Source organism: Thiomonas sp. X19 (genome assembly GCF_900089495.1).
Taxonomy (GTDB): Bacteria; Pseudomonadota; Gammaproteobacteria; order Burkholderiales; family Burkholderiaceae_C; genus Thiomonas_A.
In genome coordinates this window covers 3,187,490-3,208,364 of the sequence record NZ_LT605203.1, presented here as the reverse complement: position 1 = coordinate 3,208,364, position 20,875 = coordinate 3,187,490, and the positions used below count along the sequence as shown (strand labels likewise).

Here is a 20,875-nt window from a genome sequence, read left to right as displayed (position 1 = left end):
CGTGCGGCCGGGAGCGACGAACCGCGCTGCAACCACGCCGAGACCTTCATTGCGCCACCCGCAAGGCCATGCCCGGGCGAAGTTCGTAGTTGCCCAGAACCACCAGCGGCAGGCTTGGGTTCAACGGCCCGCTGATGCCCGTGTGCTCGGCTTGATCGAGCTCGATCTGCACGTTCACGCGCTGCGCCTTGCCGTGATCGTCCTGGAACACATAGGCCTGTCCCGAGGCGTCACGCAGAACGGCCTGACGCGGCACGACCCAGCCCTGCCAATGGCGCAGGTCCATTTGCGCCTGGACCGCAAGGCCCGGCAGCAAGCCTGCGGCCTGCGGCGACAGCGCAAGGGTGACGTTCACGAGGTGGCTCTGCGGGTCCACCACGCCAGCGATGGACAACACCGTGGCGGCGTCTGTCTTGTCGGGGTCGAACACGGGTTGCAAGCGCGCCGGCTGGCCCGCGACCAGCGCGGCCGCGACCTCGGGCGTCACGCCAACGACGGCTTGCAAACCCGCCGATGGCGCCAGCGTCAGCGCGGCGCTGCCTGCGGCCAACAGCGCTCCGGGCGTGGTCTGCACCGCAGTCACCACGCCGGCGAATGGCGCCGTCGTCTGGTGCGCGCCGCTGCCCATGCCCTGCTGCTGCGCGGCGGCCAGTTGCGCCTGGGCATCGGCCAGGGTCTTGCGCGCGGCGTTCACCTGCGTCTCGGTGGCGAGTTGTTGCGCGGCCAGTTGCTGCACCCGCAGCAAGTCGGCCTGGGCGTAGCGCACGGCGTTCTGGGCCTGGGTGTAGGCCAGATCGGCACCCGGGGCGGTCTGCACCGTCAACAAGGGCTGGCCCTGCTTGACGCGCTGGCCCATGCGCACCAGAACCTGCCGCACCTGCACCTGGCGCGGGAATGCGATCGCCAGATTCTGGCTGCTGGCCGTGGTGACGCTGCCGAGTGCATGCACCGTCTGCGCGAGCTGCCCCTGGCGCAGCGGCGCCACTTGCACCTGGACCGACACCGCCGGCGCGGCCTCGGCATGGGCGCGGCCTGGCGCAGCGGCAGCGAGCGCCAGGCCGAGCAAGACCAGCGGTAACAGGCGGCGCATGGGACGGCCCGGACGTGACGCGCAGGGGAGGGAAGTCATCGGGATGGGCTCCGCAGTTCGGAAGTTGTCTTGGGCGTGTCGGGCTGCTGCGTGGCCGTGGTCGTGACGGCCGCCGCGTGGTAAACCCCGGTGCCCGTCAGCAGGTCCAGGGCCACGGTCTGTTCGGTGGTTTGTTGGTGGTTCGCCTGCAGGGCCAGGCGCTGCTGCAGCAAGGCCATGCGCTGGGCCTGGGCCTGAGGCAGGGTGATGGCGCCCGCATCCAGCGCCGAGGTGGCGGCGCGTTCGGCGCTCTCCAGCGGCGGCAGGCCGGTTTCCAGGTTGAGGCGCTGGCGCTGCAACAGCTCGAGGTTGGCGAGGGCCTGGGCCACATCGGCCCGGGTCTGGTCCAGCCGCAACTGGTAGGCGTCGAACAGTTCTTGCCGCGTGGCGCGCTGCACCGCGATGGCGCCACGGCTGCCGTTGAACATGGGCAGGCTGAAACTCACGCCGAAGCCGAGGGTGTTGACGTTGGCCGTGTCGCGCGCCCGGTTCAGGCCGACGCTGAACGAGGGGAACTGCGCCAGCACCGCCTCGCGCAACTTCTGCTCCTGGCTGGTGTAGCCGGCGCGCAAGGCCATGAGGTCGGGGCGGATGGCGGCGATATGCGCCAGGGCTTCGTGTGTGGCGGCGGCGTCGTGCGCCGGCAGGGCCGGCAGCGGCGCCAGTTGCAACGGCACCGCGGGGGCCAGGCCGAGCAGGGCGTGGAGCCTGGATTCGAGCTGGAGGCGCTGCTGCGCGTCGCGCGCCAGGCGCTGCTCCACCGCTTGAAGCTCGACCAAGGCCGCGTCGGCGTTGGTGCGCGGCAGGTTGCCGGCCGCAACCGCCTGGCGCGTGCGTTGCAGGCCTTGCTGCACCAAGTCGCGTTCATTCTGGAGCAAGGCGTCACGCTGCTGCAGGCCGCTCAGTTGCACGAACAGCAGTTGCGCCTGCCCCACGGTCTGCCATTCCTGCCACAGCAGCTGCAGGTCGATGTCGCGCACATGGGCCGTGGCCGCGGCGAGCGCGGCCGGGCGGGTGATGAGACTGCCGAGGTCGAAATTCAGGGAGTAGTTGTAGGCACTGCTGGTGGCTCCCGCGCTGTTGCCGGGGAAGTCCTGCGTGGTGGAAAACTGCGGGTCGGGCAGCAGCCCGGCCGCAAAGGCCTGCGCCTGGGCGATGCCGACCTGGTCGCGCGCCAGTTGCAGTTGCGGGTTGTTGAGCACCGCCAGGGTGGCCACTGCATCCAGCGTCAGCGGGGCTTGCAGATCAATGGTTTGCGCGGCCAGCCGCGGCAGGGCAATGCGGCTGCGATCCACCTGCAGGCCGGCAAGACTGCCCTGCAATCGCGCCTGCTCAGACAGCGGCTTGGGGGCATAGCTGGCGCAGGCGCCCAGCGCCAGGGTCAAGGCGACCAGACTGGTCGAGAGCAGCAGGCGGCGGGCGCGGCGGCGCTGCTGGCGCTCGGCAACGACGAACGGGCGCAGCGCCGAAGCTGACATGGACGCCGCGCCGCGCTCTGCGAGCTGGGGTGGGGGCGCCTCCGGACTCTTGCCGTGCAGCGGCCGCGCCCCCATGGGGGTGAGCAATGTTCCGATCGCCGCACGTTTGCTCATGGTTCGCGTCGAGGTCATGCCTGGATCCAGCGCCTGGAAATCAGCGGCTTGCCAAGCTTGTGGTAGGCCAGGTTCATCGCGGCAGTGAGGTTGCTTACGGGCCCATGCCAGGGCCGGATCAGCAGCGCGCTGGCCAACCCCACTGCGGCGGCGCCCACCATGTCCAGCGGCCAGTGCACGCCGAGGTAGATGCGTGCCCAGGCCACCGGCAGGCCGAGCAGGGCCAAGCCAAACCCGGCACGGCGCCAGTCGCGATGGAACAAGAGCGCGAAGGCCGCGCCCCAGATGACGGTGAGGTGGTCACTGGGAAAACTGCTGTCGGCCGCGTGGGCAAGGAACCGGTGGCCGATACCCAGCACGAAAGGCCGCGGCTCGGTCCAGACCAGGCCGATGAGCTGGTTGAGCCCCAAGCCCAGCAGCGCCGCCAGCGCCGCATGCACCAGCGCCGCACGCGGCGCCTGCCGGCGCCACAACCAGCCGGCCACCAGCAGCAGGGGCGCGGCGAAGATCAGGTCTTGCGCCGCGAACCGCGCCGAGGCCAACAGCCAGGGCGCGGGATGCGCTGCAGCGTTGAGCCAGAGAAACACATGAGTATTGAACGCAAGCATCTGCACCCTGACGCTGGCACGCTAGACAGCCGCCAGCGCCTCCCACAAGGCCCGCCCGATCGGCGTGAGACGCAGCCTATGCAGGGAGACTTAGAGGTTTCTTAGCGGGGCCTGGTTCCGGCGGCGGTCCCGGACTCAACCCGTATTGCGCAGCCCCGCGGCGATGCCGTTGATGCTCAGATGGATGCCGCGTTTGGTGCGCTCGTCGGTCTGGCCTTCGCGGAAGCGGCGCAGCAGTTCGATCTGCAGGTGGTTGAGCGGGTCGATGTAGGGGAAGCGGGCGCGGATGGAACGGGCCAGGGTGGGGTTGCTTTGCAGGAACTCCTGCTCGCCGGTGATCTGCCGCATGGCTTGCACCGTGCGCTGCCATTCCTGCTCGATGGCGGCGAACACCTGCTTGCGCGTGCGCGTGTCGGTGACGAGCTGGGCGTAGTGCGAGGCCACGGCCAGGTCGGATTTCGCCAGCACCATGTCCATATTGGACAGCAGGGCGCGGAAGAAGGGCCATTGCTTGTGCATGCGCGCCAGCAGCTCGGCGCCGTTTTCCGGGTGTTCGGCGATGAACTGCTCCACCGCCGAGCCGAAGCCGAACCAGCCTGGCAGCGCCACGCGGCACTGGCCCCAGGAAAAGCTCCAGGGGATGGCGCGCAGGTCGGCAATGCTCTGGCTGGCCTTGCGCGAAGCCGGCCGGCTGCCGATGTTGAGGCCGGCAATTTCGCTGATGGGGGTGGCGGTGTAGAAGTAGTCGATGAAGCGCGGATTGCCATAGACCAGATCGCGATAGGCGTTGATGGCCACCTGCGATAAATGCGCCGCTGCCTGCAGGAAGGTTTGCGGCGCGCCGGTGCGCACGCCTTGGCGAAGCGGGGCGTCGCCACCCTTGGCGCGGAACGACAGCAGCGTGGCTTCCATCGTCGCGGCCACCAGCGTCTCCAGGTTGTGGCGGCCGATTTCGGGGTTGGCGTATTTGCTGGAGATGACTTCGCCCTGCTCGGTCAGGCGGATGCTGCCACCCACGGTGCCGGCCGGCTGGGCGAGGATGGCCTCGTAGCTGGGGCCGCCGCCACGGCCCACGCTGCCGCCGCGGCCGTGGAACAGGCGCAGGCGGATGCCGTGGTCGGCGCCCAGTTGGGCGAACAGTTCGGCCAAGGCCACCGAAGTCTTGTGCAGTTCCCAGTTGGAGGTGAAGAAGCCGCCGTCCTTGTTGCTGTCGGAATAGCCCAGCATGATTTCCTGCAGCGCGCCGGACTCCTGCACCAGCTCGGCCATGCCGGGAAGAGCGAAGAAGCCGCGCATGATGTCGGGCGCGTTGCGCAGGTCGTCGATGGTCTCGAACAGCGGCACCACCAGCAGCTCGGCGCTTGCTCCCGCGGTGCCCAGCGTGCCGTGCAGCAGGCCGCATTCCTTCTGCAGCACCAGCACTTCGAGCAGGTCGCTGACGCTTTCGGTGTGCGAGATGATGGTCTGGCGGATGGCGTCCTCGCCCAGCAGGCGCCGTGCCTGGCGCGCCTGCTCGAACACGGCGAGTTCGGAGCGCGTCCAGTCGGAGTAGGCCGCGTCGGGCACGCGCAGCGGGCGCGGGTCGCGCAGGGTGTGCAGCAGCAGGTCGATGCGCGCGGCCTCATCCAGCGCGCTGTAGTCGGCGCACAGCCGGGCCGTGGCCAGCAGCTCGGCCACCACCTCCTCGTGCTTGTCCGAGCTTTGGCGCAGGTCCACGGTAGCCAGATGGAAGCCGAACACTTCCACCGCGCGAATCAGCGGGTCCAGGCGCGGGCGGGCCAGCGCCGCGGCGTGGTGGCCGGCCAACGAATCGCGCGCCGTGCGCAGGTCGGCGGCGAAGGCCTCGGCATCCGGATAGGGGTCGGCCTGGCCCACTTCGTGGCGCAGCGCCTCGGCTCCGCCCAGCTTGCGCAGCGTGGCCGCCAGGCGCGCGTACACGCCGATGAGGGCGCGGCGGTAGGGCTCGTCCTTGCGGTGCTCGGAGTTGTCGGGCGAGGCCTCGGCCAGCGCCAGCAGCTCGGGGCTGCTCGACGCCAGCATGAGCGACACCGACAGTTCGGCGCCCAGCGCATGCACCTGGTTGATGTAGTGCTCCAGCGCGGTGCGCGCCTGCAGGCGCAGCGCGTAGGCCAGGGTCTCGGCTGTGACGAAGGGGTTGCCGTCGCGGTCACCGCCGACCCAGTGGCCCATGCGGAAAAACGGCCGCAGGCGCCAGGGCTGGCCGTCCGCGCGCGGAAAGAGTTCGTCCAGATCCTGCTCCAGTTCGATGTACAGGCGTGGCACCTCGCTGAAAAAGGTGCTGTCGTAGTAGGACAGGGCGTTCTTGATCTCGTCGGACACGCGCAGCTTGGTGTAGCGCAGCAGCCGGGTCTGCCAGAGCTGGGTGATGCGCGCGCGCAGTTCGGCGTCGATGTCGCGCAGGCGGCGCGGCGGCAGCGGCTGGTCGCGCTCGGCCAGCAGACGGGCGATCACGCGCTCGGCGTCGAGCAGGCTCTTGCGCTGCACCTCGGTGGGGTGGGCGGTGAGTACGGGCGAGATGAGGGAGTGGGCGAAAAAGTCCTCGATCTGCGCGGCCTCGAATCCGGCCTTGCGCAGCTTGTCGAGCGCGGCGCGCACGCTGCCGGGCTGGGGTTTGCCGCCGGCCAGCTCATGCGCATGGCGGCGGCGCAGCACATGCCGGTCCTCGGCGATGTTGGCGAGGATGGAGAAGAAGCTGAAGGCGCGAATCACGCTGACGGCCTGATCGCGCGACAAGCCTTGCAGCAGCCGGTCGAGCGCGCGGCGTTGTTGCGCCTCGCCTTCGCGGTGGAAGGCGACCGATTGCTGCCGCACCTTCTCCACGATGTCGTACATGGCCTGCCCCTCCTGTTCGCGAATCACGTCGCCGAGCAGGCGGCCGAGATGGCGAATGTCGTCGAACAGGGCGTTGTCGGAGGGCTTGGTGGTTGAACGTTCGGGCATGGCGTTGGGCTGGTGGGCGCGTCAGCAAGGAAAGGTCGTGAGGAGTCGGCAAGCGGGCTGCGGAGGGGCAAATCAGTGAGCCGGAAGCAAGCAAGCATCGAGGAAAAGCCCAGCACGATTCATGCTATCAGTCGCCACGCCGGGCGGCGGCATCGCGGCGCAGGACCTGAACAGGCTTTGCGCAGGCGCGAATTTGCGCCGCCGGGCTGTGGTGCCGCTGCTACGATTCCCGCATGTATTCCGCCACCTTGCCAGCCCAGCTCTCACCCGTGCCCGCACGCCTCGTCATCGCCACGCGCGAAAGCCGTCTCGCCCTCTGGCAGGCCGAGCATGTACAGGCCCTGTTGCGCGGGCTGCATCCGGGCTGCGCCGTCGTCCTCAACGGCATGACCACACGCGGCGACCAGATTCTGGACAAGACCCTGTCCAAGGTCGGCGGCAAGGGCCTGTTCGTGAAAGAACTGGAAACGGCGATGGAAGCCGGCGAGGCGGATTTGGCGGTGCATTCGCTCAAGGACGTGCCCATGGTGTTGCCCGAGGGCTTTGCCCTGCCGGTCATCATGCAGCGCGAAGATCCGCGCGACGCCTGGGTTTCGAGCAAGGCGGCGCATTTCACCGCGCTGCCGCAGGGCGCGGTGGTCGGCACGTCCAGCCTGCGCCGGGAAATGCAGATCCGCGCGCTGCGCCCCGACTTGAAGGTGTTGCCGCTGCGCGGCAACCTCGACACCCGCCTGCGCAAGCTCGACGCAGGCCAGTACGAGGGCATCGTCCTGGCTGCCGCGGGCTTGAAGCGCCTCGGTCTGGAGAACCGCATCCGTGCGTTGATCGACACCACGGAGATGCTGCCGGCCGTGGGCCAGGCTGCGCTGGGCATCGAAATTCGCGCCGACCGCGCCGACGTGGCTGCAGCATTGGGGCCGCTGGATCATGTGCCCACGCATCTGTGCGCCGCTGCCGAGCGCGCCGTGGCACGCGTTCTGGGCGGCAGTTGCAGCACGCCGCTTGGGGCGCATGCGACCTGGTCGGGCTCGACCCTGCAACTGCGCGCCTTGCTCGGCCTGCCGGACGGCAGCCGCATGTTGCGCGCCGACATCGCTGCCGAGGTGAGCACCCTGCAGGCCGCCGAAGCGCTGGGCCGCGAGGCGGCGCTCGCCTTGCAGGCGCAGGGCGCGCAAGCCATGCTCGAGCAGCTGCAGGCGGTCTGAGCTGCCGGGGGCAGGCGACCCGAGGCAAGGCCCATGCCCGCCAATCCACCCACCAGCCTCATCCTGACGCGTCCACAGGCCGAGGCCGGTGACGATGCGCGCAGCCTGGCGTTGCGCCAGGCGGGCGTGGTGTTGCACCACTTTCCACTCATCCGCATCTTGCCGCCGCGGGATGCGGCAGCGGCGGCGCAGGCACTCGCTGCCCTGGCCGATTTCGACCTGGCCGTGCCGGTCAGCCCCGCGGCGGTACATGCTGCGCTGGGCATGTTGCGCACCCCCTGGCCTGAAGCCTGCGCGGTGGGTCTGGTCGGCCCCGGCAGCCGCGCAGCGTTCGAGCAGGCGCTGCGCGCACGCGGCGAGTCGTCCGACACGTTGCGCATCATTTCGGCACCGGCGGAAGCGGCCGACTCGGAAGGGCTTTGGCTGGCGCTCCAGGGACTTTGCGCCCGCTTGCCGCAGCAGCGCTGGGCCGATGCGCGCGTGCTGCTGTTGCGTGGCGGCGCAGGGCGCGACTGGTTGGCCGACACCCTCACGGCTGCCGGTGCCCGGGTGTGCCGCGTCAGCGTCTACCGCCGCGAGGCGCCCGCGCCCGACGCGGCCACGCTCACCCGGCTGCGCAGCTTGCTGGCGGATTCCGGGGGTTCTGCCGGCCGGGCGACCTGGCTGCTCACCGCATCCGAAGGCGTGCGCAATCTGCAAAACCTGCTGGCGCCAGCAGGGCTGCAAGCCAGCGTGCTGGGGCAACATCGCGCCCTGGCCACGCATGCGCGCATTGCGGCGTCGGCGCGGGAAATAGGCTTTGGCCGGGTCGACCTGTGCACACCCGATACGGCGTCCATCCTCCAGGCCTTGCGCGTTTCTTGAAGGCCTCGGGCGCGGCCTTGGCCATTCGGTTTCGGGCCGTGGGATGAGCCGGGCCGGGCCTCGGCTTCAGACGGACTTCAAGCTTGCCTAGAATCAGCCGCATGTCCGAGCCGATTCCACCTCAAGCCGCAGGCGTTGCGGCGCCCTCCGAGCCCATGGGCTCCAATGCCGGCGAGCCTGCGACGCTCGCGGGCACGCCGCCCCCTGAGGCGCCGATCGCGCCAAGCTTGCCGCCCGCCGGATGGCCCGGGCAGCCTCCCGCCGCCGCGCACGGCCTGCGCCTGGTGTGGCTGGCCATCGTCGCCCTGCTCCTGTTGGTGGCGGTGGTGGCCTGGTGGCTCGATGGCCGGCTTTATGCCACGCAGGCCGAAATTGCGCGCCGCCTGCAGAACACCGACACCACGTCCATCGAGGCGCGCACGATTGCCAAGCAGTCGGCCGAGGCCTCGCGCGAATTGATGGCCAGAGTGGCCGTGCTGGAGTCGCGCGAACAAGACCTGGCGGCTCAGCGCCAGGCTCTGCAGCAGCTCTACCAGGACTTCGCCAAGAGCCGCGACGATGCCTTCCTCGGCCAGACCGCCGAACTCATCGCGCTGGCACAGCAGCAGGCCGAACTCACCGGCAGCCTGAGCCCGCTGGTGAGCACGCTGGAGTCGTCCGTCGCGCGACTCAAGCGCGCCAACAACCCGCGCGCCGCCCTGGTGTTGCGCGCCGTGCAACAAGACCTGAGCCGGCTCAAGAGCAGTGTCGCGCCCGATATCCCCGCCGCCGCGCAGCGCCTGGATGCGCTTGCAGCCCTGGTGGACCAGCTCCAGCCCTTGTCTTCGGCTGCGCCGCTGGAAGGGACGGCATCGGAGGAGGCCTCGACGAACGCCGGGCGCAGCGCGCAAGGCCCGGGCTGGGCGCCGTGGCTGGGGCGCTGGGCGCATGTCGCGTGGGAGCAGGTGCGCCAGCTCGTCAGCATCACCAAGGTGGATCGACCCAATGCGCTGCTCATGGCGCCGACGCAGACCGATTACCTGCGTGAGAACCTCAAGCTGCAGGTGCTCAACGCCCGGCTCGACCTGCTGTCGCGCAACGCCTCGGGCTACAAGGCCGATATGCGCCGCATCGAGCAGGCGCTGCGTGCCAGCTTCAACGAGCGCCAGCCGCGCACCCAAACCGCCATGGCCCTGGCGCGGCAGGCGGGGCAGATCGACCTTGCCGCCCAGCCCGCCACCAACCTGCAATCGCTCGCGGTGCTGGCCACGCTCGGCTTGGGGAGCAACTGATGCGCTGGCTCGCCTGGGTCGTCGCACTGGCGCTGGCTGCGGCGCTGCTGGCCATGGCGGCCAGCGGCAGGCCCGGCAATGTCGCCATCTTGCTGCCGCCATACCGCATCGACCTGTCGCTCAACCTTGCCGTGCTCTTGCTGCTGCTCGGCTTCGTGCTGTTCTACATCGCCATCCGCGCCTTCAGCCTCTTGCTCGGCCTGCCGCGCGCTGCGGCCCTGTTTCGCTCGCGCCGGCGCATGCAGGTGGCGGCCGCAGCGCTGCACGAGTCCATCATGCATCTGCTGGGTGGGCGCTTTCGCCGCGCCGAGCGGGCGGCCGGCAAGGCTTCGGAAGTGGATGCCTTCAAGCCCGGTGCGCTGCTGACCGCGGCGCAGGCGGCGCAGGCGATGCAGGCCTACGAGCGGCGCGATGCCTATCTGCAAGCCTTGCCCGCCCCGGCGCGTGAGACCGGCACCTTGATGCAGGCGGACTGGCAGATCGAAGCGCGCGACGCGCAAGCCGCGCAGTTGGCCTTGCGCAGACTCTCCAGCGGCATGCAGCGCCGTACCCAGACCATGCGCCTTGCCCTGTCGGCCGCGCGTGCGCTGCACGATCACGCCGAAGTCTTGCGCCTGGCTACCACACTGCGCAAGCATCATGGGCTGCACCCTGCGGCGGCCCAGGCCATGATTCACGGCGCGGCGCTCGGCCTCATCCGCCAGGCCAACCACGACGCCGAGTCTCTGGAAGTCCTGTGGAAGTCCTTCGACCCGGCCTTGCGGCGCGATCCTCAGATTGCCGTGGCAGGCGCTCGCGGTCTGTTCGCCGCCGGCCAGGCGCAGCAGGCTCGCGCCCTGCTGGTCGAGGCCCTGCGCGCACCCGGCGCTGAACCGGCCGCGCTGATGCCCGCGCTGCGCGGCATGCTCGGCGGCATCGACGCCAATTTCGTGGCCCAGGCCGAAGCCTGGGTCGACCGCTGGCCGCAGGAAGCGCAGGCCTTGTTCCTTGCAGCGCGCGCCTGCGCCGAGCTGGAGTTGTGGGGCAAGGCGCAGCAGTATCTGCACAAGGCGCTGGAGCTGTGCCAGCCTGACGAGCGCCGCCTGCGCGGGGCCATCCACGCAGCCTTGGCACGTTTGCAGGAGCGCATCGAGCGCGAAGACCAGGCCGGGCGGCACTGGCGACTGGCGGCGATGGACCTCACCAGCGACGACTCCGCCGCGAACAGCGGCGCCTGAGGTGCTGCGGGCTCAGGTCCGGCGCTGGTTCGCCGCTCTGCTATCAGGAGCGCCTGCTGCTCATTTTCGGCCTGCTCGCGCTGGCGCTCGGCGTGGTTGATCCGCGCTCCTGGGACCATTACCGCGGCTGGCTCGATCTGCCCACCCTGCTGGGGCTGGTGGCCTTGCTCGTCAGCATCGAGGGGATACGCCGCAGCGGCTACGTTCAGCAGGCGGCGCAGGCCTTGACCCGGCGCATGCGCACCCTGCGCGGACTGGCGCTGTTGCTGGTGAGCGCCGCCGCAATGCTGTCGATGCTGCTGACCAATGACGTCAGCCTGTTCCTGGTCGTCCCCCTCACCGTGGCGTTCGGTGCCGAAGCCGAGATCCCGGTGCTCAGGCTGGTGATCTTCGAGGCGCTCGCGGTCAATGCCGGCTCCACGCTCAGCCCCATCGGCAATCCGCAGAACCTGCTGCTGTGGCAGCGCTCGGGCTTGTCGATGGTCGAGTTCCTCGCTGCCATGACTCCCGCCTTCCTGGTGATGACGGCCATGCTGCTGGCCCTGACCTGGTTTGCATTCCCCGCCCGGGCCTTGCGGCTGGATGAAAGCGGCGCGCCGCCCACTTCGGCGTCTGCGCGCGACCCCGCGTGAACCGCCCCGGGTTCCGTGGAGGCCAGTTGGTCTAAGTCAGGCCGCCACCGTGGTGGCCTGACTGGCTTGCTGCCGCCAGTAGTTTGCCTCAGCTTCTGCCGGCGGGATATAGCCCAGGGGTTCCATCAGTCTGTGGTTGTTGAACCAAGCTACCCATTCCAGGGTCGCCAGCTCCACCGATTCTTTGTAAGCGGCTAGCCACCCCACCTTGACGAGTTGACCGCAGCGTGCGCGCAGGTCGGCGACGACCTCAGCCCATTGGCTGCCAGCGATGCGGCAGCAGCTCCTCGATGCGGCTGTTCATGTGTGTGGGCAGCCGCGTCAGAACGTCCTTGAGGTAGGCCCACGGATCATGCCCATTGAGCTTGGCCGATTGCACCAGACTCATCACGACGGCGGCGCGCTGGCCCGCCAGTTCACTGCCGGCGAACAGCCACGCCTTGCGTCCCATTGCCCAGGGCCGCATCAGGTTCTCGATGTGGTTGTTGTCGACCTGCACCATGCCGTCGTTCAGGTTGGCCGTCAACGCTGTCCAGGCGTTGAGGCTGTAGTCGATGGCGCCGGCGATCGCGCTGCCCTCGGGCACATGCGTTCGCTCCAGCCGCAGCCAGACGTGCAATTCCTCCCACAGTGGTTTCGAGCGGGCTTGCCGCATGGCAAGCCGTTCTTCTTCGGTCAAGTCCCGCGCCTCGCGCTCGATGCGGTAGAGCCAGGCGATGCGCTGCAACGCCTGCGTAGCCACCGGGCTCTGGTTGACCTTGATCAGCTCGTCGAACTTGCGCCTGGCGTGGGCAAGACAGCCGGCCGCCGTCCTCCCATCGGGCTTGAGCACGCTCTCGTAGCCCTTGAACTCGTCGCGCACCAGCGTGCCCGACCAGCCTTGCAAGAAGGCCATCGGGTACTTGGCACCGCGCCCGACGCAGAAGTCATAGGCCACGCCCGGCAACGCATCGAAGCCGCTGCGCGCGTAGGCCCAGACGTAGGCTCGTCTCGTCTTGCCCGCCCCAGGGTCGAGCATGTTCACCGGCGTCTCGTCGGCGTGCAGCACCTGCGCACCGAGCACGAACTCGCGCTGCGCGTCGAACAGCGGCTGCAATGCGGCGCCACCGCGCCCGGACCATGCCGCCAGCGTCGAGCGCGGCGTGTGCACGCCTGAGCGGGCGTTGATCTGCTCCTGGCGGTAGTACGGCAGGTGGTCGACGAAGCGGCTGACCAGGGTGTGCGCCATCAGGCCGGCGGCGGGCATGCCGCTGTCGATGATCTGCGGCGCCACCGGCTCTTGCACCAGCAGCTCGCAGCAGCGGCAGGCCCACTTGCCACGGATGTGGCGGTGCACGAAGAACTGCGCCGGCACGATGTCCAGGCGCTCGCTCACGTCTTCGCCCACGCGCACCATCGGCTGGCCGCAATCCGGAGATGGGCAGGTGGTGTCCTCGGGCTCGTGCTGATGTTCGACACGCACCAAGTGTTCGGGTAGGGCCTGCCGCTTGGGGCGGCGTCGCGGTTCTTGTGGCACCACATCGGGCTGCGCGCCAGCCTGCGCCTGCAGCGCTTCGAGCTGTGCCTCGAGGCTGGCCTCGTCGGCGGCGAGTGTCTCCTCGAAGAGTTGGCGCTGCTCGGCGTTCATGGCTTCAGTCTTGGCCGCGAACTTCCACGCCTTCAGGCGCGCCAGCTCGAACGTGATGCGCTCGATCTTGGCGTCACGGAACTTGATGTCCTGCGCTTGGGCTGCAATGTGCCGGCTTTGCTCGTCGATGTGCTGGAGCATTTGCTCCGCGATTTCGGTCAGCGCGACGGGGCTCAGACCATACAGGTCCTGGGCTTTGAGTTCGTGCACATTGAGCATGCGCGTCTTGTGCAAAGCCAGCATTGGCGCGGCTATTCGGACATGTCCGAATAGCCGCCGCGCTGCTTCTCAATGTCCAATCCCATCCGTGCGATCAGCCGCCATCACATGCGTGTGATCACCCGCATTTGCTCCAGCCGCTGCCAGGGCAATCCGAGCACCAAGGCGTCAAATTGCAGCTGCGTCAAGGTCATCGGCGCGGCCGCGGTGGGAACCTCGCGCGGCCACACGAAACGGCCGTCGTTCAAGCGCCGCGCCGCACACCACACGCCGAAGCCGTCATGCACGAGCAGCTTGATGCGGGTGGCGCGTGCGTTGGCGAACAGGTAGCCGTGATGGGCCTGGGCCGAGCCGAACACTTGCACCACGCGGGCGAGCAAACGCTCGGTGCCGGCGCGCATGTCCAGCGGCTCAACGGCCAGCCACAGTTGATCGATGCGGATCATCGTAGCCAACCGCGAAGCCACGCCGCGCACTGATCGGCAGCCGCCAGGGGCCAGCTCACGGCAACGCTCGTGGCACCCCGGCGCAGTTCGATGCGGATGTCTGCCAGCGCTGTTGGGACGGCCTCACGACTTGGCAAAGCCAGCGCGATGAACTCGCCTGCGCCGTGGCCTGCGCTGCTGGGTGATGCCGGCGGCCGGGCCGCTGGCGCTACGCCACGGCGCCACTTGCGCACGAGGTTGGCGTTGAGGTCGTAGGCGCGCGCAATGGCCGCCACCGAGGCGCCGGGCTCGCCGCACGCGGCAAGCACCCTGGCCTTGAGTTCAGCGGCGTGGCGCCGCCGCGGCGCACTCTTGATTTGCATGGCGTCCACCTCAGACATACGTGGACACCATGTTGGCCGCTATCCATCCGCTGTTCAAGGTGGAACGGCTAGCCGCTTACGATTCTTTGGTCTTCCAGGGGGCACGGCGATGGATCAGCTCGGTCTTATACAGCCCGTTGATCGTCTCGGCCAGGGCGTTGTCATAGGAGTCGCCCTTGCTGCCTACAGAAGGCTCAATCCCAGCTTCAGCCAGCCGCTCGGTGTAGCGAATGCTGACATATTGCGAACCTCTGTCTGAGTGATGGATCAAGGCATCGTCCCGCTCGGGTTGGCGGGCATAGAGCGCCTGCTCCAGCGCGTCGAGCACAAAGTCCGTGCGCATGGAACTGCTCACCCGCCAGCCGACGATGCGCCGGGCGAAGACGTCGATGACGAACGCCACGTACAGCCAGCCCTGCCAGGTGGACACGTAGGTGAAGTCGGACACCCAAAGGGCATTGGGCCGCGCAGCCTTGAAGACCCTGTGGACGTGGTCCAGCGGACACAGCGCCTTGGCGTCAGGGATCGTGGTGCGCACGACCTTGCCGCGCCTGGTGCCCTGCAATCCGAGCCTGCGCATCAGCCGCTCCACCGTGCAGCGCGCCACCACCACACCCTCGCGGTGCATTTGCTTCCAGACCTTGTCAACGCCATAGACCTGCATGTTCGCTTGCCAGACCTGTTGGATGTGGGGGATCAGCCGCTGATCGCGCTGGGTGCGTGCCGGCAGCAACTCAGGATGGCGCTGCCGGGCCGCATGCAGGCGGTAACCGCTTGGGGCGATCTGCAAGACCTTGCAGATCGGCTCGACCCCGAAGCGGTCACGATATTGATCAACAAATGCCTTCAGCTCTTGAGTCGGCGGTCGAGCTCCGCCTGGGCGAAAAACGCGCTGGCCAGCTTGAGGATCTCGTTGGCCCGGCGCAATTCCTTGACCTCGCGCTCCAGATCCTTGACCCGCTGCGCTTCTGCCGAGGTCACGCCTGGGCGCGTGCCTGCATCGACCTCGTCGCGTCTGACCCACTCCAGCAGGGTGTGCGCCGAGCAGCCGATCTTGGGGGCAATCGACTCCACAGCGGCCCACAGCGAGGGGTACTCACCGCGGTGCTCCTGCACCATCCGCACGGCGCGCTCGCGGACTTCAGGGGAAAACTTGTTTGACTTGTTCATGGCTCCATTCTCTTCAAGGTTGGAGCCTCCTCAAAAACCGGGGCGGTTCACGCGCCCAAGCGCCCCATGCTTGGCGTGGTCGCGGGTTTACTGCTTGCAGCCACGGTGGTTTTGCTCCAAGAGGGGCGCGCATCGCTGGCTTGCGGATTGGTGCTGGCCGTTTTCGTGCTGACCGACCGCGACGTGCTGAAGCAGGTGGACTGGCTGCTGCTGGCAACGTTCGCGGCCATGTTCCTGGGGCTGGGGCATTTGGCGCAATGGCCTCCGGTGCAAGCACTGGTGCAGACGCTGGACTGGAAACAGGCCTGGGTGATGTTTCTGGGCGGCACGCTGCTGTCGCAGTTCATCAGCAACGTCCCCACCGCCGTGCTGCTGTCGCACTACACCACGGACTACACCGCGCTGGCCGTGGCGGTGAATGTCGGCGGCTTTGGCCTGGGCATCGGTTCGCTGGCCAACCTGATTGCACTGCGCCTGGAAGGCAGCCGTGGCGCTCTCGGAGCATTCCACCGTATCAGCGTCCCATTCCTGCTGGTTTGCGCGCCACTGGTCTGGCTGGCGCAGCGTGTGCTGGCCTGATGGGCCGACCCGCATCGGCGGGCTGCGGCATGACGTGGCTTGAGGCGCCAGGGCCGCGTGTCCAGCAGCTGTGCCCAGTCGGCATGCGCAGCCGATCGATATCGTTGGTCGATGCAGCCGACGCAGACAACAGGCGCATGCCAGAATGCTGCTTTGCATTGGACTTGGCCCCAGCACAACCACGCTGCCGCATCCCTCGGGAGTGCGCCGCCACGCCGGGCTGGCCCGGTGCAGGCCATCCGGAGACGTCATGCCCTATCCCACCCTCGAACAAACCATCGGCAACACCCCCCTGGTGCAACTGCAACGCATCCCCGGCGCGGACAACGCGCGGCGTGGCAACGTCATTCTCGGCAAGCTCGAAGGCAACAACCCCGCAGGCTCGGTGAAAGACCGCCCGGCGCTGTCGATGATTCGACGGGCGCAGGAGCGCGGCCAGATCAAGCCTGGCGACGTGCTGATCGAGGCCACCTCCGGCAACACCGGCATTGCCCTGGCCATGGCCGCCGCCATCCTCGGCTACCGCATGATCCTCGTCATGCCCGAAGACCTGAGCATCGAACGCGCCCAGACCATGAAGGCCTATGGCGCCGAACTCATCCTCACCCCCAAGGCTGGCGGCATGGAATACGCCCGCGATCTGGCCGAGCAGATGCAGCGCGACGGCAAAGGCCTGATGCTCGACCAGTTCGCCAACGCCGACAACCCGCGCATTCATTTCGAGACCACCGGCCCCGAAATCTGGCGCGACACCGAAGGCCGCGTCACCCATTTCGTCAGCGCCATGGGCACCACCGGCACCATCACCGGCGTGTCGCGCTATCTCAAGGCCCAGAACGAGGTCGTGCAGATCATCGGCGCCCAGCCCGAGGAAGGTTCGCGCATTCCCGGCATTCGCAAATGGCCGCAGGAATACCTGCCCAAAATCTACGAGCCGCAACGCGTGGACCGGCTGGAATACGTCAGTCAGAGCGCGGCCGAAAACATGGCGCGCAAACTCGCTCGCGAAGAAGGCTTGTTCTGCGGCATCAGCGCCGCCGGCGCCTGCGAAGTCGCCCTGCGCATCGCCCGCGAAGTGGACAACGCCACCATCGTGTTCATCGTCTGCGACCGCGGCGACCGCTATCTGAGCACCGGGGTGTTTCCGGCGTGAGGCCGCCACTTTCTGTGTCCGTGGCTTCGACGACATTGCTTTCAATCATGAAGAAACCGCACCATCATCTCCACCCAACCCAGGGCGTCGGCATGGCCTTGGCGGCTGCGTTGCTCTTCGGGGCCAGCACGCCATTGGCCAAGCTGTTGTTGGCCGATGCCAATCCGTGGATGCTGGCGGCGTTGCTGTATCTCGGTTCGGGTTTGGGCTTGGCCACCCTGCGTGCGCTGCGGCGTTTACGCCGTGCCGAAATGCTGTCTACCAGGCTGCAGCCTGGGGAATGGCCCTGGCTGGCGGGGGCCATTGCTGCGGGTGGGGTGGCGGCGCCGGTGCTGCTGATGTTCGGCTTGTCGCGCATGCCGGCGGCTGGGGCGTCGCTGCTGCTCAATGCCGAGAGTGTGTTCACGGCGCTGCTGGCCTGGTTCGCGTTTCGGGAGAACTTCGATCGCCGCATCGCCATCGGCATGGTGGCGATTGTGGCCGGCAGCGCGGCGCTGAGCTGGCCACGGCAGGGTGCCGTGTTCGACTGGGCCAGCCTGTGGCCGGGTTTGGCGGTGCTCGGTGCCTGTCTCGGCTGGGGTCTGGACAACAATCTGACGCGCAAGGTGGCGCTGGCCGATGCCGGGTTCATCGCCATGAGCAAGGGGCTGGTGGCCGGGGGCGTGAACCTGGCGCTGGCGTTGTTCCTCGGCGCGCAGTTGCCGTCGCTGCCGATTCTGCTCTCGGCAGGGTTGCTGGGCTTCGCCAGCTATGGCGTGAGTCTGGTGCTGTTCGTGCTTGCGCTGCGTCATCTGGGCACGGCGCGCACCGGAGCGTATTTCGCGGTGGCGCCATTTTTCGGCGCGGTGCTGGCCGTGGCTCTGCTGGGCGAAGCACTGACCCCCGCGCTGCTGCTGGCCGGGGGCCTGATGGCGCTGGGCGTGTGGCTGCATGTGAGCGAACGCCATGCCCATCTCCACATGCACGAGCCGCTGGCGCATGACCACAGCCATGTGCATGGCGGCCCGAGTGACGATGGGCATCACGACCATATCCACGAACCAGCACTGCCGCCGGGCACGCGGCATAGTCACTCGCATGGTCACACGGCGTTGAGCCACGGCCACGCCCACTATCCCGACGCGCATCACCGGCATCGGCACGGCTGATCATGGTGTCCGCAAAAAGTGGAGTGAAAAGCCTGGATCAACCCATACTCAGCCGCAGCGCCAGCGCGGCCAGCGTCACCGCCAGCACCGGCGCGGTGAGCACCATGCCGACGCGGAAGTAGTAGCCCCAAGTGATGGTGGTTCCCTTGCGCGCCAGCACATGCAGCCACAGCAGCGTGGCCAGGCTGCCGATGGGCGTGAACTTCGGCCCCAGGTCGCAGCCGATGACGTTGGCGTAAATCATCGCTTCGCGCACCGGGGCGCTCAAACCCAGCGCGTGGTGGATGCCCAGAGCGCCGATGAGCACCGTGGGCATGTTGTTCATCACCGCCGACAGCCCCGCGCTGATGAAGCCGGTGCCCAGCGCGGCGGCGAACACGCCATGCTGCCCCAAGGCTTCGAGCACCTGCGCCAGATACGTCGTCAACCCCGCGTTGCGCAGGCCATAGACCACCAGATACATGCCGAGCGAGAACAGCACGATCTGCCAGGGCGCGTGCTTGATCACGCCACGCACGTCGATGTGCGCGCCACGCCCGCCGCGCCACCAACGCCCGGCCAGCGCCAGCATGAACAGGGCCGCGATGCCCGTGACGAAGGACACCGGCACGTCGTAGGCGGCGGTGACGAAATAGGCGGTGAGCAGGACCACCATCACCGGAAACGCCCAGCGGAACAGCAGCGGATCGCGGATGGCGCTGGCAGGCGCATCGAGTTTGGCCACGTCGTACCGCAGCGGAATATCGCGCCGGAAATACGCGACCAGCACGAGCAAGGTTGCCGCGAGCGAGACGATGTCCACAGGCACCATGACGCTCGCGTAGCGGTCGAAGGGAATCTGGAAATAGCCCGCGCTGACGATGTTCACCAGATTGGAGATCACCAGCGGCAGCGAGGTGGTGTCGGCGACGAAGCCCGTGGCCATGACGAAAGCCAGCGCCGCCTGGGGAGAAAACCCCAGCGCCAGCAGCATGGCCAGCACGATGGGGGTGAGGATGAGCGCCGCGCCGTCGTTGGCGAACAAGGCGGCGATGACCGCGCCCAGCAACACGATGAGCGGAAACAGCAGCCGTCCGCGCCCGCCGCCCCAGCGCGCCACATGCAGCGCCGCCCAGTGGAAGAAGCCGGCCTCGTCGAGGATGAGCGAGATGATGATGAGGCCGACGAAGGTGAAGGTGGCGTCCCAGACGATGTGCCACACCACGGGAATGTCGCTCAGTTGGATCACCCCCATGGCCAGCGCCAGCGCCGCCCCGCCCAGCGCGCTCCAGCCAATGCCCAGGCCGCGCGGCTGCCAGATGACCAGGATCAGGGTGGCGCTGAAAATCAGCAGGGCGGCGAGCATGGATGGGATGTGCGGGCGGGTGGATCGAAGACGGAGGCGAACGCAAACAAACGGCAGGCCCGATGGCCTGCCGTTCGCAGCGAGCAGTGGACCGCTTGCAACCGCCTTTACCGGCTGGTTGCGTGCGGTGCGCCCTGATCGGCTTGCTGGGCCAAGGGCGGGACTGGCATCTTGCCGATCTGCACGATTTCATGCTTGATGACAGCAGCGTCGAGCTTGTCCAGCGGCAATGCGACGAAGCTCTGCACACGGCTGCGAATCTGCCGGAAAACCTGGGCGAAGGCATGGCGCTTGACCTCGTCGCTGCCCTGCACCGCGGCGGGGTCTTCGAAGCCCCAATGGGCCGTCATCGGGTGCCCCGGCCAGATCGGACACACCTCGCCCGCAGCCTTGTCGCAGACGGTGAAGACGAAGTCCATCTCCGGCGCGCCAGGGGCGGCGAACTCATCCCAGCTTTTGCTGCGCAGGCGCTCAGTCGGGTAGCCGATGGCTTGCAGTTGCTCGATGGCGTAGGGGCTGACCACGCCACCCGGATGGCTGCCCGCGCTGAAGGCGTGGAAGCGACCTTTGCCCAGGGTGTTGATCAGCGCCTCGCCCAGGATGGAGCGTGCCGAGTTGCCGGTGCACAGCACCAGCACGTTGTAGACCTTGTCCATGTGCAGCCTTCCGGGAAGACGGGAAACGCAAGTGACCACGAAGGTGGCGACGCTCAGCGCCAGCCGGTGGATGTCTTCTCGGCCACGGCACCGCCGCAGCAGGGGGCCGCAGCAGAGTCGGCGCCGCGTTGCGAGATGGCGAAGTTCACCCGTGGATCGACCAGCATCCATTTGGCGTAGTCGGGCTGGCGCCCCGTGGGCTCGGCGGCGAACAGGGTGGAATCAAAGCGGACGGCGTCGTCCAGCGCGGGAACGCTGACGTGAACATGCAAGCGCTTCATGATCAAAGTTCCTGTGGAGATGGGCTTGCAGCGGGCACGGCGCAAACCGTGCCGCCGATGGCGCTGCAGGGGTTGCCACCGCAACAGTTCTCGGTGAGAAAAGCCAGCAGTGCGTTCATGGTGTCGTACTGCGCGGTGTAAATGACGAAGCGCCCAGCCTGCCGCGAGCTGAGCAGTTGCGCATGGCTCAACTCCTTGAGGTGGAACGACAGCGAGGAGGGCGCGATTCCCGTGATGTCGGCAATCTGCCCCGCTGCCAGCCCGGCTGGACCGGCCTGCACCAGGGTGCGGAACACCCGCAGGCGCGAGTCTTGTGCCAGGGCGGCCAATGCGCTGAGAGCTTGGTTCGTTTCCATATTTCAATGATTATGGAAATATTGGCGGAAGTCAAGCCTGTGAAGAAAAAACCT

18 protein-coding genes, 3 pseudogenes and 1 other annotated feature are annotated in these 20,875 nt (G+C 67.9%); of the genes and pseudogenes, 8 read left to right on the top strand and 13 right to left on the bottom strand.

Annotated elements, in window-relative coordinates:
* Positions 1 to 46: 46 nt before the first annotated feature.
* The 4 genes from THIX_RS15480 to ppc all read right to left on the bottom strand — a co-directional run bounded on the left by THIX_RS15480 (position 47) and on the right by ppc (position 6,290).
* Positions 47 to 1,090: an efflux RND transporter periplasmic adaptor subunit gene (locus tag THIX_RS15480; protein WP_158540918.1), complete on the bottom strand. Its 1,044-nt coding sequence runs from the start codon at positions 1,088 to 1,090 to the stop codon at positions 47 to 49.
* Positions 1,091 to 1,125: 35 nt separating this feature from the next.
* On the bottom strand, positions 1,126 to 2,739 hold the full coding sequence (locus tag THIX_RS15475; protein WP_233224589.1) for a TolC family protein: 1,614 nt from the start codon (positions 2,737 to 2,739) through the stop codon (positions 1,126 to 1,128).
* Entirely contained in the window at positions 2,736 to 3,329 is a 594-nt protein-coding gene (locus THIX_RS15470; protein WP_112486897.1) for a phosphatase PAP2 family protein, read from the bottom strand. The genes THIX_RS15475 and THIX_RS15470 overlap by 4 nt, the downstream gene beginning before the upstream one ends.
* A 135-nt stretch (positions 3,330 to 3,464) precedes the next feature.
* Positions 3,465 to 6,290, bottom strand: a complete 2,826-nt coding sequence (gene ppc / locus THIX_RS15465) for a phosphoenolpyruvate carboxylase (RefSeq protein ID WP_112486896.1) — start codon at positions 6,288 to 6,290, stop codon at positions 3,465 to 3,467.
* Positions 6,291 to 6,523: 233 nt separating this feature from the next.
* Between ppc and hemC the strand changes: the two genes are divergently transcribed.
* The 5 genes from hemC to THIX_RS15440 all read left to right on the top strand — a co-directional run bounded on the left by hemC (position 6,524) and on the right by THIX_RS15440 (position 11,479).
* On the top strand, positions 6,524 to 7,495 hold the full coding sequence (hemC, locus tag THIX_RS15460) for a hydroxymethylbilane synthase (RefSeq protein ID WP_112486895.1): 972 nt from the start codon (positions 6,524 to 6,526) through the stop codon (positions 7,493 to 7,495).
* Between the two features lie 33 nt (positions 7,496 to 7,528).
* Positions 7,529 to 8,359: a uroporphyrinogen-III synthase gene (locus THIX_RS15455; RefSeq protein WP_112486894.1), complete on the top strand. Its 831-nt coding sequence runs from the start codon at positions 7,529 to 7,531 to the stop codon at positions 8,357 to 8,359.
* A 101-nt stretch (positions 8,360 to 8,460) separates the two neighbouring features.
* Positions 8,461 to 9,630: a uroporphyrinogen-III C-methyltransferase gene (locus THIX_RS15450; RefSeq protein WP_233224588.1), complete on the top strand. Its 1,170-nt coding sequence runs from the start codon at positions 8,461 to 8,463 to the stop codon at positions 9,628 to 9,630.
* Positions 9,630 to 10,847 carry a heme biosynthesis HemY N-terminal domain-containing protein gene (locus tag THIX_RS15445; protein ID WP_112486893.1) on the top strand — a complete coding sequence of 406 codons (1,218 nt, stop codon included), beginning with the start codon at positions 9,630 to 9,632 and terminating at the stop codon, positions 10,845 to 10,847. Before THIX_RS15450 ends, THIX_RS15445 begins: the two co-directional genes overlap by 1 nt.
* Positions 10,787 to 11,479, top strand: a complete 693-nt coding sequence (locus THIX_RS15440; RefSeq protein ID WP_371413010.1) for an SLC13 family permease — start codon at positions 10,787 to 10,789, stop codon at positions 11,477 to 11,479. Before THIX_RS15445 ends, THIX_RS15440 begins: the two co-directional genes overlap by 61 nt.
* A 36-nt stretch (positions 11,480 to 11,515) precedes the next feature.
* Here THIX_RS15440 and THIX_RS15435 read toward each other — a convergent pair.
* The 5 genes and pseudogenes from THIX_RS15435 to THIX_RS15415 form a co-directional block, all read right to left on the bottom strand.
* A pseudogene (locus THIX_RS15435) lies at positions 11,516 to 11,665 on the bottom strand (IS3 family transposase); the annotation flags it as partial.
* 64 nt (positions 11,666 to 11,729) lie between these two features.
* Positions 11,730 to 13,325, bottom strand: a complete 1,596-nt coding sequence (locus THIX_RS15430) for an IS66 family transposase (RefSeq protein ID WP_112488269.1) — start codon at positions 13,323 to 13,325, stop codon at positions 11,730 to 11,732.
* A gap of 104 nt (positions 13,326 to 13,429) precedes the next feature.
* On the bottom strand, positions 13,430 to 13,771 hold the full coding sequence (gene tnpB / locus THIX_RS15425; protein ID WP_112485933.1) for an IS66 family insertion sequence element accessory protein TnpB: 342 nt from the start codon (positions 13,769 to 13,771) through the stop codon (positions 13,430 to 13,432).
* On the bottom strand, positions 13,768 to 14,133 hold the full coding sequence (locus THIX_RS15420; RefSeq protein WP_233224471.1) for a transposase: 366 nt from the start codon (positions 14,131 to 14,133) through the stop codon (positions 13,768 to 13,770). The genes tnpB and THIX_RS15420 overlap by 4 nt, the downstream gene beginning before the upstream one ends.
* 79 nt (positions 14,134 to 14,212) lie before the next feature.
* Positions 14,213 to 15,303: pseudogene (locus THIX_RS15415) on the bottom strand (IS3 family transposase); the annotation flags it as partial.
* Positions 14,909 to 15,025, bottom strand: a sequence feature (AL1L pseudoknot). (Overlaps the previous pseudogene by 117 nt.)
* Before the next feature lie 66 nt (positions 15,304 to 15,369).
* On the opposite strand from THIX_RS15415, the gene THIX_RS15410 reads away from it, so the two are divergent.
* From THIX_RS15410 to THIX_RS15400, 3 genes are all read left to right on the top strand, one after another.
* A complete protein-coding gene (locus THIX_RS15410; protein ID WP_112486891.1) occupies positions 15,370 to 15,882 on the top strand; it encodes an SLC13 family permease in 513 nt (170 codons plus the stop codon).
* A gap of 250 nt (positions 15,883 to 16,132) precedes the next feature.
* A complete protein-coding gene (cysM, locus tag THIX_RS15405; protein ID WP_112486890.1) occupies positions 16,133 to 17,035 on the top strand; it encodes a cysteine synthase CysM in 903 nt (300 codons plus the stop codon).
* Between the two features lie 47 nt (positions 17,036 to 17,082).
* Positions 17,083 to 18,183 (top strand): DMT family transporter, encoded by a 1,101-nt coding sequence (locus THIX_RS15400; protein WP_112486889.1) that lies wholly within the window; start codon positions 17,083 to 17,085, stop codon positions 18,181 to 18,183.
* A 37-nt stretch (positions 18,184 to 18,220) separates the two neighbouring features.
* Here the strand turns inward: THIX_RS15400 and THIX_RS15395 are convergent, their stop codons facing one another.
* The 4 genes and pseudogenes from THIX_RS15395 to THIX_RS15380 all read right to left on the bottom strand — a co-directional run bounded on the left by THIX_RS15395 (position 18,221) and on the right by THIX_RS15380 (position 20,821).
* A complete protein-coding gene (locus THIX_RS15395; protein ID WP_112486888.1) occupies positions 18,221 to 19,528 on the bottom strand; it encodes an arsenic transporter in 1,308 nt (435 codons plus the stop codon).
* Positions 19,529 to 19,635: 107 nt separating this feature from the next.
* Positions 19,636 to 20,184, bottom strand: a complete 549-nt coding sequence (locus THIX_RS15390) for an arsenate reductase ArsC (RefSeq protein ID WP_112486887.1) — start codon at positions 20,182 to 20,184, stop codon at positions 19,636 to 19,638.
* Positions 20,185 to 20,303: 119 nt separating this feature from the next.
* A pseudogene (locus tag THIX_RS15385) lies at positions 20,304 to 20,465 on the bottom strand (glyoxalase/bleomycin resistance/dioxygenase family protein); the annotation flags it as partial.
* Positions 20,466 to 20,467: 2 nt separating this feature from the next.
* Positions 20,468 to 20,821 (bottom strand): helix-turn-helix transcriptional regulator, encoded by a 354-nt coding sequence (locus tag THIX_RS15380; protein ID WP_112486886.1) that lies wholly within the window; start codon positions 20,819 to 20,821, stop codon positions 20,468 to 20,470.
* Between the last annotated feature and the right edge of the window lie 54 nt (positions 20,822 to 20,875).